At 70.3% G+C, this 15,885-nt stretch carries 12 protein-coding genes; 6 read left to right on the top strand and 6 right to left on the bottom strand.

Going from position 1 to position 15,885, the window contains the following annotated elements; all coding sequences use genetic code 11:
• The first annotated feature begins 4 nt into the window (after positions 1-4).
• The 3 genes from ASG12_RS07430 (at position 5) to ASG12_RS07420 (ending at position 2,268) form a co-directional block, all read left to right on the top strand.
• Entirely contained in the window at positions 5-1,093 is a 1,089-nt protein-coding gene (locus ASG12_RS07430) for an AAA family ATPase (RefSeq protein ID WP_055786957.1), read from the top strand.
• Entirely contained in the window at positions 1,090-1,785 is a 696-nt protein-coding gene (locus ASG12_RS07425) for an NUDIX hydrolase (RefSeq protein ID WP_055786954.1), read from the top strand. Before ASG12_RS07430 ends, ASG12_RS07425 begins: the two co-directional genes overlap by 4 nt.
• A gap of 63 nt (positions 1,786-1,848) precedes the next feature.
• Positions 1,849-2,268, top strand: a complete 420-nt coding sequence (locus ASG12_RS07420; RefSeq protein ID WP_055786951.1) for a nitroreductase/quinone reductase family protein — start codon at positions 1,849-1,851, stop codon at positions 2,266-2,268.
• A 16-nt stretch (positions 2,269-2,284) separates the two neighbouring features.
• Here ASG12_RS07420 and ASG12_RS07415 read toward each other — a convergent pair whose 3' ends face one another.
• Entirely contained in the window at positions 2,285-3,277 is a 993-nt protein-coding gene (locus ASG12_RS07415) for an NAD-dependent epimerase/dehydratase family protein (RefSeq protein WP_055786948.1), read from the bottom strand.
• Between the two features lie 76 nt (positions 3,278-3,353).
• On the opposite strand from ASG12_RS07415, the gene ASG12_RS07410 reads away from it, so the two are divergent.
• Positions 3,354-4,067, top strand: coding sequence for an alpha/beta hydrolase (locus ASG12_RS07410; RefSeq protein WP_055786945.1), 714 nt, complete (start codon positions 3,354-3,356; stop codon positions 4,065-4,067).
• Here the strand turns inward: ASG12_RS07410 and kynU are convergent.
• From kynU to ASG12_RS07390, 4 genes are all read right to left on the bottom strand, one after another.
• A complete protein-coding gene (gene kynU / locus ASG12_RS07405) occupies positions 4,064-5,299 on the bottom strand; it encodes a kynureninase (protein WP_055786942.1) in 1,236 nt (411 codons plus the stop codon). The genes ASG12_RS07410 and kynU overlap by 4 nt on opposite strands.
• Before the next feature lie 85 nt (positions 5,300-5,384).
• A complete protein-coding gene (locus ASG12_RS07400) occupies positions 5,385-6,251 on the bottom strand; it encodes a ParA family protein (RefSeq protein ID WP_055786939.1) in 867 nt (288 codons plus the stop codon).
• A 92-nt stretch (positions 6,252-6,343) separates the two neighbouring features.
• Positions 6,344-7,594, bottom strand: a complete 1,251-nt coding sequence (locus ASG12_RS07395; protein WP_055786936.1) for an FAD-binding domain-containing protein — start codon at positions 7,592-7,594, stop codon at positions 6,344-6,346.
• A gap of 45 nt (positions 7,595-7,639) precedes the next feature.
• The gene (locus tag ASG12_RS07390) at positions 7,640-8,644 is read right to left on the bottom strand and encodes an aldo/keto reductase family protein (RefSeq protein WP_045824094.1); all 1,005 of its coding nucleotides are present in this window, start codon (positions 8,642-8,644) and stop codon (positions 7,640-7,642) included.
• Between the two features lie 175 nt (positions 8,645-8,819).
• Between ASG12_RS07390 and ASG12_RS07385 the strand changes: the two genes are divergently transcribed.
• Positions 8,820-10,352 carry a YncE family protein gene (locus tag ASG12_RS07385; RefSeq protein WP_156377956.1) on the top strand — a complete coding sequence of 511 codons (1,533 nt, stop codon included), beginning with the start codon at positions 8,820-8,822 and terminating at the stop codon, positions 10,350-10,352.
• 25 nt (positions 10,353-10,377) lie between these two features.
• Here ASG12_RS07385 and ASG12_RS07380 read toward each other — a convergent pair whose 3' ends face one another.
• Positions 10,378-13,929 (bottom strand): ATP-binding protein, encoded by a 3,552-nt coding sequence (locus ASG12_RS07380; protein ID WP_055786931.1) that lies wholly within the window; start codon positions 13,927-13,929, stop codon positions 10,378-10,380.
• Positions 13,930-14,200: 271 nt separating this feature from the next.
• Here ASG12_RS07380 and ASG12_RS07375 point away from each other — a divergent pair, with 271 nt between their 5' ends.
• The gene (locus ASG12_RS07375; protein WP_162243407.1) at positions 14,201-15,865 is read left to right on the top strand and encodes an Ig-like domain-containing protein; all 1,665 of its coding nucleotides are present in this window, start codon (positions 14,201-14,203) and stop codon (positions 15,863-15,865) included.
• The last annotated feature ends 20 nt before the right edge of the window (positions 15,866-15,885 follow it).

Below are 15,885 nucleotides of genomic sequence, written 5' to 3'. Positions count from 1 at the left end.
ACCCGTGTACCGACACGCTCTGGTCATCGGCAAGTTCTACCCCCCGCACCTCGGACACCACCGTCTCATCCGGCACGCCACGACCGTGGCCGATCGGGTCACGGTGGTGGCGATGTCGTCGGCCGTCGAGACCATGCCGCTGGGCGATCGTGTGGCGTGGCTGCGCGAGTCCCACCGCGATGACGCCACGGTGCGCATCACCGGGATCGCCTGCGACGCACCGATCGACCATGCGTCGCCGACCGTGTGGGCGGCCCAGGTCGCCTGCATGCGCGCCGCCGCCTGTGCGGTCACCGACGAGCCGGTCGACGTGGTGGTGAGCAGTGAGTCCTACGGCCCGCAGCTCGCCGACTGGTTCGAGGCTGCGCACGTGTCCTACGACGCGGCGCGGTCGACGACGCCGGTGTCGGGAACGATGTGCCGAGCCGATCTGGCGGCGCACTGGCGTTGCCTCGACGCACCTGCCCGCGCCGGACTCACCACCCGGGTCGTGGTGGTGGGCGCCGAGTCGACGGGTACGACCACGGTCAGTTGCGCTGTGGCCGAGGCCTTCCGATCGCGCGGCGGGGCGTGGGCCGACACGCGATGGGTACCCGAGTACGGGCGCGAGGCGACCATCACGAAACTCGACCGCCTCCGCGCGGTCACCCCGACCGCCGACATGCACGGCGTGACGTGGACCGGCGACGACTTCGCCTCGATCGCCCGGATGCAGCAGGCGATGGAGGACGCGGCCGCGCGGACCAGCTCACCGCTGCTCGTCTGCGACACCGACGCTTTCGCGACCACGGTGTGGGAGCGGCGCTACCTGGGGGTGGACTCCGCGCACGCGACCGCCGAGGTCGGCGACACCGCGACGGTCTACCTGGTGACCGACCACGTCGGGGTCCCGTTCGTACAGGACGGCATCCGGGACGGCGAGCACGTGCGGGCGCAGATGACGGGATGGTTCATCGAGGCGCTCACGCAGTCCGGTCGCTCATGGGTGCTGCTCACCGGCAGTGCCGACGAGCGCGTCGAGCTGGCGGTGCGGGTGGCCGATCAGGCACTGGCCGCCCGCATGCGGTTCGCCGATCCGCTGGTGGCGTCGTGACGTACTCGGCGCAGGAGTTCCCGCCGTTCGCCGTCACCGTCGACCTGGCGGTGCTGACGCTGCGCGCGGGGCGGTTCTGCATTCTGCTCATCACCCGCGGGGAGGAACCGTTTCGCGGACGTCTGGCGCTGCCGGGCGGGTTCGTGCGCGTCGACGAATCCGCCGACGCCGCCGCACGCCGCGAACTGCTCGAGGAGACCGGCGTGGCGACGTTCGACGGCCACATCGAGCAGCTGGCCACCTACAGCGACCCTGCGCGCGATCCCCGCATGCGTGTGGTGTCGGTGGCGTACGTGGCGTTCGCCCCCGACCTGCCCGAACCCCGAGCCGGCACCGACGCCGCCGACGCGGCCTGGGTACCGGTCGACGAGATCGCCGACGGACTCGCCTTCGACCACCGCACCATCCTCGACGACGCCATCGAGCGGGTGCGCGCGAAGCTGGAGTACTCCACGTTGGCAACGCAATTCGTGGGCGACGAGTTCACCCTGCGTGATCTGCAGACGGTGTACGAGACGGTGTGGGGGGTCGTTCTCGATCGCGCGAACTTCCGGCGCAAGGTGCTCGGGACCCCCGATGTCGTGCGCGCCGTCAGCGGGGCCACGGCCTCGACCGGTGCGCGGGGGCGTCACGCCCAGGTCTATCGCGCGGGCGATGCCTCGCTGCTGTACCCGCCGATCCTGCGTGGGTGAACTCTCGGCATCGGCGACGGTCATTCCTTCCCGTGGTGGCATCGAGGTTGCCAAGATGAGTCCATGACCGACTTCAACGAGATGATCATCAACGAATTCCGCGCGAACAACGGGCACGTCGAGACCGCCGGGTTCGGCGACAACCTCGTGGTGCTGCACTCCATCGGCGCCAAGAGCGGCGACATCCGACTCAACCCGCTGTTCGCTCTGAGCGAGAACGACACCTGGCTCATCGTCGGCTCCGCGGCCGGCGCGGTGAAGCACCCGGCGTGGGTGCACAACCTGCGGGCGAACCCGCGGATCGAGATGGAGATCCCGGCCGACGGGAAGGTCGCCACCATCACCGTCGACGTCACCGAGGTCGGAGACAGCGAGTGGGACGCCGACTGGAAGAAGTTCACCGACGCCTCGTCGGGCTTCGCCGACTACACCAAGACCGCCGAGGGCCGGAAGTTCCCGATCTTCCGCATCACCCGCGCCTGAGAGGGTTCTCCCCCGGTTACTCCTGCGATTTGCGGGCGTAGGCGAGGGCCTCGAGGGTGTCCTTCGCCGAGAACTGCGGGGTCCACCCGAGGACGTCGCGGGCCTTGGTGGTGTCCATGACGACCGACGTGCGACCGATGTGGATCCACTCGAAGAACGACGGCATGAACGGCAGGCGCTTGACCGCCTCGGCCGCGATCTTCACCGCCGACGACGGCACCGGTACCGGTCGGCCGCCGAGCGCGTCGACGATCTCGGTGAGGCTGACCGTGCCGTCACCGGCGATGTTGTAGGCGCCGGCCGGTGCGTCGGTGGTGGCGCTCAACGCGATCGCGGCGGCGACGTCGTCGTGGTGGACCAGCTGCACCGGCACACCATGATCGGGGAACGGGACCTTCAATCCGGGAACGGCGTTGATCGCCGACGTCGCGATGCCCGGCAACATGTTCCACGGCATCGCGTTCGCAAGTGCGGGAGCCTTCGGACCGGCGACGATGCAGGGCCGCAGCATGAACAACTCGAGGTCGGTGCCGGCGACGAGATCGGCGATCGCCTCCTCGCACTGCGCCTTCTGCGCCGAGTAGTAGTGCTCCTTGGTCCCCCGGATCGGGGTCTCCTCGGTGAGCGGCAACGGGTTGTCGGCGTGATAGCCGTACGCGGCGACCGACGAGGTGTAGACCATCCGCGTCGGGCGCTTCGCGTCGATGGTCGCCGAGAACACGGTGCGCGTGCCCGCGAGGTTGATGCGCTCGGCCTCCTCGCGCGAACCGATGACGATGAACGCCAGATGGATCACGACGTCGGCGTCGGCGACAAGCGCGTCGACGGCGTCGCGATCGAGGATGTCACCCTGGCGGTACTCGGTTTTCGTCCATCCGTGCTCGGCCGGGTCGAACGGTCGACGCGCCATCCCGAGGATCCGGTCGACCTTCGGATCGGCCTCGAGAGCCGTCACCGCCGAGATCCCGATCTCACCTGTCGGACCTGTCACCGCCACCGTCAATCCCATTCGCCCATCGTGGCACGGATGACCCGGGGGCCCGGGGCACTTCGGTCGAACGCCCGCCTCGGGCACACTCGAACCTATGAGCACCGACGTCACCCACCGCACCGTCACCTACGGCGATCACGCCGACCAGCACATCGCGGTCCGCACGCCCCCGGCCGATCCACGCTGGACCGCGGTGTTGATCCACGGCGGCTACTGGCGTTCGAAGTACCGGCTCGACCTCATGGACCCCCTGGCCGATGCGCTCGCCGACACGGGGTTGGCGGTCTGGAACATCGAGTATCGCCGGCCCGACGAGAACGGGTGGGCGGCGACCACCGCTGATGTCGCGGCCGCGCTCGGTGCCGTCGAGGCCACCGGTCCGGTCGCGGTGATCGGACATTCGGCCGGCGGCCAGCTGGCCCTGCGGGTCGCCGCCGACACCGATCGCCGGGTGCTCGGGGTGTCGTTGGCCGGGGTGATCGACCTGCAGACGGCCGACGACCGGCGGATGGGTGACGGCGCGGTGCAGAACGCGATGAAACATCGCTTCGATCCGAAGGCCGCCGACGACGTGGCGTCGTCGCCGCGGCACCGACTCCCACTCGGGGTGACACAGGTGATCGCGTGCGGCACCGACGACGACCCGAACCTGATCGACATCAGCGCCGAGTACGTCCAGGCGGCGACCGCGGCCGGCGACGAGGTGACGGCCGTGACCGCGCCCGGTGACCACTTCGCGATCATCGACCCGACCACGCGCCTCTGGGCGATGACCCTGGCCGCGATCGAGCGGGCGCTACCGCACTAGGCCGGTTTCTCGAGCTCCGCGGCGATCGCCTCGATGCCGGTTGCCACATCGGCGAACGAGGTGCTCAGCGGACTCAGTCCGAGTCGGATCCCGCTGGGGCGTCGGAAGTCCGGGATGATGCCCCGCTCCCATAGTCGTGCCGTGATGCGTTGCGACTCGGGGTGGTCGATGGTGATGTGACCGCCGCGACGGTCGGGGTCGCGGGGTGTCGCGACGGTGACCCTGTGGCCGGCGAGGCGTTCGTCGACGAGGTCGATCGCGAATCCGGTGAGCGCCGTCGACTTCTCGCGGATCGCGTCGACACCGGCCTCGTCGATGAGATCGAGCATGTCGATCATCGGCTGCATAGCGACGATCGGCGGTGTCCCGCTCAGGAGGCGTCGAACACCCTGCGCGGCAACGTAACCCTGCCCCATCTCAAACGATGCGGCCGCGCCCATCCATCCCCAGATGGGCTGGGTGACGTCGGCGAGGTGTCGTTGCGCGACGTAGGCGAACGCCGGCGAGCCCGGCCCACCGTTGAGGTACTTGTAGGTGCAGCCCACGGCGAGATCGACGCCCCACTTGTCGAGGTGGATCGGCAGGGCCCCTGCGGAGTGGCAGACGTCGAGCAGGACCAGCGTTCCGTGGGCGTGCGCGGCATCGGTGATCGCCGCGGCGTCGAGGAGATGCCCCGAGCGGTAGGCGACCTGGCTGACCAGCACCAACGCCGTCTGATCGCCGAGCACCGGCTCGAGGAGGTCGACGGTGACCCCGGCGTCGTGGTCGGGGTCGATCCAGCGCAGTGTCGCGCCGGTCTCGGCGGCGATGCCCTCGGCGAGGTAGCGGTCGGTGGGAAAGTTGCCGCGGTCGACGACGATGTCGGTGAGGCCGGGACGCAGCGCGAGGGCCGCGCGGATCAGCTTGTACAGCAGGACCGTCGTCGAATCGGCGACGACGGTCTGTCCCGCGGCTGCGCCGAGGGTGACCGCACCGATCCGATCACCCAGTCGCAGCGGCAGATCGAACCACCCCTCGTCCCAGCCCCGGATGAGTCGGGTGCCCCACGCCTCGTCGACGAAGGCGCGCATCCGCTCGGCCGTCACCCGCAGCGGGCGTCCCAGCGAGTTGCCGTCGAGGTACGCCTGCACGTCGCCGCCGGTGACGAATCGATCGAGATGCGAGCGCAGCGGATCCGCGGCATCGAGGTCGGCGGCCCGATTCTGCGCGGTCGATCGTGATGTGGTGCCCACCCGACGAGGTTACGGGCCCAACTGCGGGTTTATCTGCCCAACTGCGGTCGTTACGTGCCCAACTGGCGGGGTGGGGTGGGGCGGGTCAGGGTGTGGCTGCGGGGATCTTGGCGTTCGCCTCGATGAGGATGGTGCCGGCGAGTTCGCGGAACTGGTCGAACTGGGTGCGGCCGTACTTCGCGCGCAGGGTCGGGTACTCGGCGAACGCCGCCGCCGCCGCGATCGCGTTGGCCTCGCCGAGGTAACCGGGCAGCACGTTCTGGATCGACGGGTCACGACGCAGCCGCGTCACCGTGTCGCGATGGACCGCGGAGTTGGCCTTGTACTTCGTGATCACGACACCGAGTTCGACGAGCCGACGACCGATCTCGTCGCCGAAGCGGCCGATGTAGGTCTGCACCTGCGGGATACCGTAGGTGGACAGCACATCCGGGATGGTCGGGATGATGTAGGCATCCGCCATGGCGAGGCCGTTGAGGGTGATCGGCCCCATGTTGGGCGGGCAGTCGATGAGGACGATGTCGTAGTCATTCGCGATGGGCGCCAACGCATCCCGCAGCGCCGACACCCCGGCGAGGGTGTCGTCGGTGCGCACCCGCATCGCGCTGACCTCCTCGGTCACCTCGATGAGGTCGAGCGACGACGGGATGAGATCGATGCCACCGATGCCGCGCACCGTCGACACGTTGTGCTGACGGGTGTTCTCGAGCGAGAACTCGGCGGTGCCGTCGACGGCGTCGGCGAACAGGGTCGCCAGGGTGTGCCCGGCGGAGTTCAACGCCAGCCACCGCGCGTCGCCGAGGAACATGGTGGTGAGGTTGATCTGCGAGTCGAGATCGACGAGCAACACGCTGCGTCCGAACTCCCCGGCGAGGAACTCCGCGACCCCTGCGGTCACGGTGGTCTTGCCGACACCGCCCTTGAGGCTGATGGTCGCGATCACCGCGGTCACGCGCGCACCCCCGCCGGGGCCGGTGTCCGCGGTGCGCGCATACCGATGAGACTAGGGAGCCGATCGCCACCACGGCGACCGGACGCGCGAATTCACCGCGGCGTGCCGACCGCCTTGCGCCACGCGCTGAACGACCGGACCGGCGCCCGCCGCGGCGTCACCAACCACGGCCACGGGTGCAGCTCCACCGGCGTGACCTGCGCGGAGATGCGGCCGAAGCCGGGAACGGGCGCCCAGGTGGCGGCCAGCGAACGGCCGTCGAGTTCATCGGCGACGACACCGCGGCGCACCTCCACCTCGCGTCCGGCGGCGATGTCGCCGAGGCACTCTGCGAGGAAGACCAACCGCTTCCCCGACAGCCGCAACCGTCGGAGCAGGGGCTCGTCGAACACGAACACCGCGGGCCGGTCGGCGTCGGCGGCGAGAGCGGGGTCGTTGTGTCCCAACGATTCCGCGGTCAACCAGACCTGGTCGGCGCCCGCACCGTCGACCTCGGTGGGTCCGGTGGGGATGTCGGAGGCACCGAGATACGGCCCGTCGAGAGGTGCACCGTGGTCGCTCGGTGGCCAGTCCTCGATGGGGCAGTCGGCGTTCAGCGCACACTCACCGCACAGCGACGGCGATCGTTTCTGCACCTGCCAGCGACTGAACCCGTAGGGCTTGCCCGAGCCGGTCCCGACGGTCCACTGCCAGCCGAGCCGGTTGGCCGCACGCGATCCGTCGAGCAGGTGGGCGAACATCTCGTCCTCACCCTCGCGCCATGACGCCCCGACCCGCACCGTCCACTGCGACGCCATCCACATGCGGGTCTGGTTCACCAGCCACCCGTCGTCGTGCAGCTCGTCGAGCGTCGCCGACATGCAGTTCATCGCGGTGGGCCAGGGGTCGCCGCCGAACGGCCGATCCTCCGGCGCCACCGGGCGACGGGGTTGCTCGTAGCGCAGCGACTCCCCCAGGTCGGTCCCGACGCGGGCGTAGAGGTGCCGGGCGTACTCCTGCCACAGGAGTTCGTCGCGGTACTTGCTCTTGTCGCGACCCGGTGTGTCGGACACCGCGTCCCACACCTCGCGCAGCGACAGCAGCCCGTGGCGGATGTAGGGCGACATCCGACTCGCGCCGCGACGGTTCACGGGCAGCACGGTGTTGCGGTCACGCGCGTAGCCGGTGATGTCGAGGGATGCCAACGCGACATCGGCCGCGGTCTGGCCGCCGGTGAACGCGCCGGCGGCGATGTCGGCCGGGTCCTCACGGGCCAGATCACCGAGATGTTCGGCGACCCAGGCGATCGTCGCGCTGTGGTCGTCGGTACCCGAGGGCGCCGGCGGAGTCGGTATCAGGGCCATGGTTCGACAGTAACCACCGACGCCGACACCGCCTCGGCGGTGACGTCAGACGAGACGCTTCTCCGGGCTCTTCGTGAGCGACGCGTCGCGGATGATGCTGCCCGACAACGCCTCGTCGATCTTCGCGAGCACGTCGGCGTCCAGGGTGACCTCGGATGCCTTCACGTTCTCGCTGATCTGCTCGGGCCTCGAGGCGCCGACGAGGGCCGCGGCGACGTTGTCGTTGGCCAGCACCCACGCGACGGCGAGCTGCGCCATCGTGATGCCGAGATCGGCGGCGATCGGTTCGAGCTTCGCGACGTCGGTCAGCACCGAGTCGTCGAGGTAGCGCTTGATCATCTGATCGCCACCCTTGTCGTCGGTGGCACGCGACCCGGCCGGCGGCGCCTGGCCCGGCTTGTACTTGCCGGTGAGCACGCCCTGGGCGATCGGCGACCACACGATCTGCGAGATGCCGAGCTCCTCTGAGGTCGGCACCACCTTCTCCTCGATGACGCGCCACAGCGCCGAGTACTGCGGCTGGTTGGAGATGATCGAGAAACCGGCCTCGCGGGCGAGGCGCTGCCCTTCCCGCAGCTGCTCTGCGGTCCACTCCGACACCCCGATGTAGAGGGCCTTGCCCGACCGGACGACATCGGCGAACGCCTGGATCGTCTCCTCGAGCGGCGTCTCGTGGTCGTACCGGTGGGCCTGATAGAGGTCGACGTAGTCGGTGCCGAGGCGACGCAGGGACGCGTCGATGCCCTCGGAGATGTGCTTGCGCGAGAGCCCGGTGTCGTTGGGACCGCGTTCGCCGACCGGGAAGTAGACCTTGGTGAAGATCTCCAGCCCCTCGCGACGCTCCCCGGCCAGCGCCTGTCCGAGCACCGTCTCCGCGGCACCGTTGGCGTAGACATCGGCGGTGTCGAAGGTGGTGATGCCGGCGTCGAGTGCGGCGCGCACACACTTCTCGGCGATGTCGTTCTCCACCTGCGAACCGTGGGTCAGCCAGTTGCCGTAGGTGATCTCGGAGATCTTCAGGCCACTGTTGCCCAGGTACCGATACGCCATCGCTGCACACGCTCCTCGTCTTCGTGGCAACCGGTCTCCTGTGACACGGTTCGCCGTCCACACGACTGTAGGCGCGGCGCCCGAGCAGCCGGAGGGCGTCGGTGTGACCTGCGACTCTTACAAAAAATTTGCACTCGTTCGCGACCATCTGCCCTCGGAGAGCGAGGTGGTGGGGATGAGCCAGCGGGAGATGCAGGACAGCGAGGTCGGTGGCCGCAGACATGTGGACAGTGATGAGCAGACCGACACGCTGCGGCGATGGGCGGGGCGCGCGCTGCGGGCCGGCAACCCGCTGACCGCGGGCGGTGCGACGATCAGTGGACACCTCTACATCGACGACACCGACCCCGTCTCGGTGCGACACCGGATGACGGTGCTGCCCCGTCTCGGTCGGGCGTCGATCATCGGGGCGACGCAGTTCCGCTACGTCCCGACTCGCTCCGCACTACGGTCCGCGGCGACCGGCGGACCGACCCACGACACCTTCGTGGTGACCGGCAGCGAGCGCAGCGGTACCGCGCGCCGTATCGCGGTGGTGGTGCCGGTCGGCACGGGGTCCCCGACGGCGGACGTGGCGACCAGCGCCAACACCACGAGCGCGACGATCCCTCTTTCGCACACGCCGTCCGCCCTCGTGGCGAGTCCCGACGGGGAACGGCTGTATGCGATCTCGCCCGACGCAGCCGTCGTCGTCGTGATCGACGCGATGTCGTGCCGCGTCGTGGAGACGTTCGACCTCAGCGGTAGGGCCGTCGCGCTCGTCGTCGACCCCCACCGACCACGGTTGTACGCCGCGATCGCCGGGAGCAATTGTGTCGACGTCCTCGACTCGGACTCCGGCGAGATCCTCGATTCGCTGTGGATCGACGACCCCATCCGTCTCGCGGTGTCGTCGGACGGGTCGCGTCTCGTCGTCGCGACCGGCGGCGGGGAGATCGAGGTGATCGACACCGCGACGATCCGCACCCTGGTGAACCTCGACGATCTCGGCGCGGTGCGCGATGTCCTGCTCTCACCCGATGACTCCCGGCTGTACGTGATCGCCCACGACGGTGTGGCGTGCGCCGTGCAGCTCATCGAGTCGCCGATGAACGCGCCGTTGCCGACCCACCGCTTCACCGCGCGCGGCGTGATCGGCGGTGTCGCGATGTCGGCCGACGGTCGCCGCCTCGCGCTCCTCGACGTCGGTGCCGATCACCGCGGGAACGGTGACCGGCTCGTCGTCCTCGACGCCGCGACCCTCATGACGCGGCACACCGTCTCCGTCGCACCGGGACATGGCGCCCCGACGTTCGGCGCCGATCAGCGGTCGGTGGTCATCGTCAACGCCCTCGACGAGACCGTCACCGTGATCGCCATCGATGGCGAGCGCACCGGCGCGGTGACGGTGCGCGCCGGCGCACGGCCCCGATGTGTGGTCGTCGCTACCGACGCCGACACCCTCTACTGCGCGGGGGCCGAGGGCGTGACGGTGCTGTCGCGGACGGTGACGGGCACCGTGCTCGGCGGCCTGCTCGACTCCGGCGTCCACCACGAGCTGTCGCGCGCCCCTCGCCACGGCTCGGTGTCGGTGTGCGAGGACGGTTCGTTCGTCTACACCACCGACGGTCCGTTCGTGACCGACGATCGTTTCGCGGTCCGGATCACCGATCTCTATCGGCGCAATGCTCCCGTCGATGCCGACGTGGTGGTCGTCGGCGTCCACTGAGCACCGACGGTCGCCTGCTCGGTCGTCAGACGCCGAGCGCGTCGGCGAGCAGGGCGACACGGCGGACGATCGCGGTCGCGCCGATGCGTTCGGCGCGCGCCGACACCGCCTGCAACTCCCCCGGCTCGACGCCGGCGCCGGTCTCGGCCGCGAGGATCAGGGCGAGGTGCTCGGTCTCGATCTCCCACGCCGCGTAGCCGCGACGTCGGTGCTCGCGTCGCGCGTCGGCGAGATGCACGGCCGCACATGTGTGGTCGCCGAGGGTGATGGCGAGGTGCGCCAGATGGTGGTGCACCACGCCGAACACCGCCGCCCACACCATGACCGTCTGATCGGCGAACGGCAGCAGCCGCGCGTACACCGCACGGCACGCCTCGAGGTTGCGCGTCACCGCCGCGGCGCGGGCGAGCGTCGCGAGGTATAGCGACGACAGCACCGACGTCGGGATCTCGGCGACGCGTTCGGCGGTGTAGTGGTCCATCACCTCGACGGCCTCGGCCCGCAGGGCCGCCGCACCCTCGACGTCGGTGTGCCCGATGTCGTGGAGGGCTAGCGCCAGGATCGGTCGGAACATCGGCACCACGCGCGCGAGCTCGGCGAACGTGTCGCGTTCGGCGACCTGGGTGGAGAAATCACCGCGCAGGGAGTTCAGCGCGAGCAGCGACAGCTGCAGCCGCCCCCACTTGCCGTGATCGTCGGGCGCGGTGGGCAATGCGTTGAGCATCGCGATGCGTTCCTCGGCCTGCGCGAGACGGCCGACGGTGACGTCGATGCCGACGAGCCCGTACTGCACCAGCGCCGCCAGCTCCGGGTTGCGTGACGTCTGGGCCTCGGTGATCCGGTCCAGGATCCGCAGCGCCGCATCGGGATCGCCGTGTTCGACCTCCGCGCGCGACGACCAGATGGCCACAGCCGGGTCGCGGACGCGACGGGTCGCGAGCGACATCAGGTCCGACAGCTCGGTCCGCGCCACCTCACGCAGATCGGCGCATTCGGGCACACGCAGGCCGATCAGCACCGACAACATCACCGCAGCGAGCGCATCGCGGTCACCGGTCGCGCGGGCGGCGGCCAACGCACGCAACGCGAAACCGCGGCGCGCCTCCCAGTCGTTCTCCCACCCGAGCTCGATCACCAACTGCGACAGCAACCGCGCCGTGTCGGCGTCGTCGGCGACACCGGCGGCCTCCTGCGCCGCGAGCACCTCGCCGAGACCGTCGACCCGCTCGTGGTCGATGCCCTGGATCTGGACGAACAGGATGCCCTCGAGCGCGTTCGCCAGCGTCGCCGCGATCTGCAGGTCGAGTTCGCCGAGGCGTCGCGCCATCGCCGCCGCCTCGAACAGGGTCGGACGGGCCTGCGCATCGCGGATCCGACGCATGGAACGCCCCCGGGCGATCAGCACCTCGCAGCGGGCCACCGAGTCGCCCCGCGGGACCATCCGGTCCAGCGCGTCGCCGAAGTACTCGATCGCGTCCTCGTAGGCGGCGACGCGATGGGCGCTCTCCCCCGCACGCCGCGAATACATCGCCGCGGCAGGCCGATCGGCGTCGAGCGCGCGACTGAGGTGATAGGCCAGCCGCACGAAGTCGTCGGTGTCGACCGACGCACCGAGCTCCTCGAGCGCGCGCGCCACCGACGAGTGCATCCGGGCGCGGACCGCACCGGCGGTGTTCGCGTACAGCGTCTCCCGCACGAGCGGGTGCCGCAGTCGCATGGCGTCGTCGGAGTCGTCGTCGGACAGCAGGAAGCGCCGCAGCATCAGCTCGTCGATCGCCTCGGCGAACCGGGTGTCGTCATCGAACGCATCGGGATCGAGCCAGCGGGCGGCATGTCGGAGCACGCTGCGCGACACCGACATCCCGATCACCGCACACAGGTGCAGCAACCCGACGGTGGCGTCGGACAGGCGGCGTTCGAGTTGGGCGACGGCGTCGGCGACCGACGAGGGCAGCGCCTCCTCGGGCATCCGCCAGTGCGCGGCCATCAGCGACGCGATGAACATGGGCAACCCGTTGGAGCGCTGGTGCAACGCGTCGGCGTCGATGTCGAAGCCCGCGAGCTCGACGAGTTCCTTGACGTCGGTCGGCGTGAGCAAACCCAGCGGGATGCGGTGCAGGCGGCCCGCGGACTCCGCGGCGTGCATCGTCGCGAGGAGTTCGGGGTGCGGGATGAAATCGTCACGGACCGTGGCCACCACGCACAGGTTCGACTGCGCGGACGCCCCCACGACGTAGCGCAGCACCGCCAACGTCGCCGCCGACGCCCACTGCAGGTCGTCGATGACCAACACCGTGATGGTGCCGGGATCACCGGTGAGCCACGTCGCCACCGCCTCCATCACCAGCGGCCGGTCGTCGGACACCGACGCCGGCGCGAGGTCTCCGAAGCGCCGCGCCGCACGTGGTGTGAGGCGCAGGATGTCGGCGCCGTGGCGGGTCAGCCACGCGCGGGTGTCGGCGGTGTCGCGGCGATCGATCTCGTGGGTGACCGCCTCGACGAAGGGTTCGTAGGGGGTGGCGGCGTTCTCGCTGCACCGGCCGACGACGACCTCGACACCGGCCGCGCGCGCCCGGCGGGCGGCCTCGGTCACCACCGTGGTCTTTCCCGTGCCGCTCTCACCGGACACCACGACGAACCGCCCGTGCCCACCGACGGCGGCCTCGATCGCGGTGTCGAGTTCGCGCAGCTGCTCACCGCGACCGACGATGTGCAGCCACGGATGGGTCGACCAGCCGACCGGGACCGGCTCGTCGATGGCGCCGCCGGGCGAGGCGGCGTGCGTGGCCGCGTCGTCGCGCAGCAGTCCCGCGAAGACGGCGTCGGTCTCGGCGGAGGGACTGACGCCGAGGGAGTCGGCGAGCACCCGACGACATCGCGCCGCGACCGACAGGGCCTGGGCGCGGTCGCCGAGGGCGGCGTAGGCGCGCATCGCCATCCGGTAGCCGACCTCACGCAGGGGATCGGCGGCCAGCAGGGCCTCGGCCGACGCCACGGCCTGCTCGTACTCGCCTGTCTCCAGCGATGATCCGGCGTCGAGATCGAGGGCACGCAACCGCAGGGTCACGCATTCGGCGCGGATCGGGTCGGCCCAGTCCCCCGTCACACCGACGAGCGCCTCGTCGGACAACAGCGCCAGCGCCGCACGCGCCCGCTCGGCGACCGCCCGGTGATCGATCTCGCCACGGGCATCGGGGATCGCCGGCCGACAGTTCGCCCGTGCCGTCTCGAGATCGACGGTGGCGGAGTCGGGGAGCAACAGCCGGACGTTGCCGCCGCGCGAGCGCACACAGTCACCCGCGATGCCGGCCGCCTCGACCGCGTCACGGACCTTCGAGATGAGACCCCGCAGCGCCGAGGTCCACGATCGCGGTCGCCCGTCGGGCCAGATGAGGTCGGCCAGTTCGGTGGTGCTCACCTCGCGCTGGCGGTGCAGAGCGAGGTAGGCCAGGACCTCGACACACCGCGGTCCACCGACCACGCGTGGATCGACGACACGTTCGCCGTGGACCGCCGACACGACCCCGACCGACACGACGCCGATCAGGCGAATCGTGATCGGAGCCCCGGTGTCCATCCGACGACGATATGCCGATACCCCGACCCCGTACTCGCCGAGGCGAGCCCCGCGGGGGATCCACGTCCACAAATCCCGACTCAACCATCCGTGAACTGCGGTTTTTGCATTTTTTTCGCACTTCGGGAGCAGTATGGGTGGCAGCAACACACAGGTGATCTCGTGGCGGCGGGGAAGGCAACGCACGGGGTCGAGAAGATGAACATCTGAGAAGAACCAGCGGGGGCGCGACATGCACGGGGTGGACGAGAACGGTCCGATCGAGACGGGCGTGATCCAGAGACGGGTCGCGTCACTCGACGGTGCACGGGACGAGAGCGGGATCGACGGACCGACGGCGACCGCGCCGCGAACCCGGAGCGGCCCGGCACATCTGCCGACCCACCTCGACCCCGTCGCGCCGCGGCTCCATCCCGGGGTTCCCGCCGTCCCCACCGCACCCGTCCCGGCGACACCGCGGTGGAAGACCTCACTGCGGCGACGCGTGTTCCACACCCCGACATCACCCGTCGGCGACACCGGCGTCCGACGGATCGTCGGTCGCGCCTCCGTCGTCGAGACCGGATGGGCGGACGCGGGCGACACGGCGTGTCGCCACACCCTGGAATCGGCACCGCAGCATGGTCGGGTGACCGTGCGCGCCGACGGGTCCTTCGACTACCTGCCGGGAACGGCGGTGCACCGCATGAGCCGCACGGCCGGCCCGATCGCCGACCGCTTCCGCGTCGTCGTGTCCGACGACGCGGGCCGACGTCACACCCTCGCGATCACGCCGATCGTGTCCGCGGACCCCGCGCGCACGCCGGTACGGTTCAGCGCGAACGCGACCGGCAGCGCGTCGATCGACCTGGGCGCGACCCCGCGGACCACGGCCCTCGACGCCACCGGCACCCGCCTCTACGTCATCAGCTCGGAGGCATCGACCCTGACGGTGATCGACACCGCCACATCGAGCGTCATCGCGGTGGTCGATCTCGCGGGCGTCCCGACGGCGCTGTGTGTCGACCCGACCGGCGCACGGCTGTTCATCGTCCTTCCCGCCGGCGACACGATCGCCGTCGTCGACACCGCCTCGGCCACGGTGACCGGTGCCATCCACGTCGCCGCCCCGGTGGCGATCGCGGCAGCGCCCGACGGCGCATCGCTGATCGTCGCCGGCGCCGACGGATCCCTGCGCATCCTCGACGTGTCCGGCCGCGAGATCGGGCGCGTCGACGGGCTCGGCCGGATCCGCTCGCTGCTGACCAGCGCCGACGGCCGACGCGTCTACGTGCTCGACGAGTCGGGCCCCGACGCCGTCGTCCATGTTCTCGCGCTCCACGACGCGGCGACGGGCGCACCGCGCAGGGTCGGCGCAATCCGTGCCGACGGCTTCGTCCACGACATGACTCTCGGCGCGAACGACACGCGGCTGCATCTCGTCTCGGCGAGCGCGCGCACCCTGATCTCCGTCGACACCCGCACCCTCATGGTCCACTCGGTCATCGACCTCGGAGGCTTCCACACCGGCGTCGCCGCCGCGCCCGACGGGCACATCGTCTATGTCGCCGAGTCGTTCGGCGACGCCGTCTCGGCGGTCGATCTGCGCACAGGAACGGTGGTCGCCACGGCACCCACCGGCGAGTTCCCCCGCCACCTCGTGTGCAGTCCCGACGGCGCCCTGGTCTACGCGGCGACGGCCGACGCCGTCACCGTGCTCACCCGAGCGGTGCCCGGCGTGATCGTGGGCCCCGACGACGGCATCGATCGGATCTACACCGTCGCCGGCGGTCCCCGCCACGGCTCGGTCCGCATCGAGACCGACGGCAGCTTCGTCTACACCTCGGATCTGCCATTCGTGGAGAACGACGAGTTCCGTGTGCTCGTCGACGACGGCCTGCGCACCGCGAGCACCGCCGTCATCTCCCTCTGCGCGACCCCACACGCCCAGACGTGAGACTCAGCCGTCGGAATCCG

It is taken from the genome of Williamsia sp. Leaf354 (assembly GCF_001424365.1).
Lineage (GTDB): Bacteria > Actinomycetota > Actinomycetes > Mycobacteriales > Mycobacteriaceae > Williamsia_A.
The sequence above is the reverse complement of the archived record's forward strand: the minus strand, read 5'-3'. Positions and strand labels throughout refer to the sequence as shown.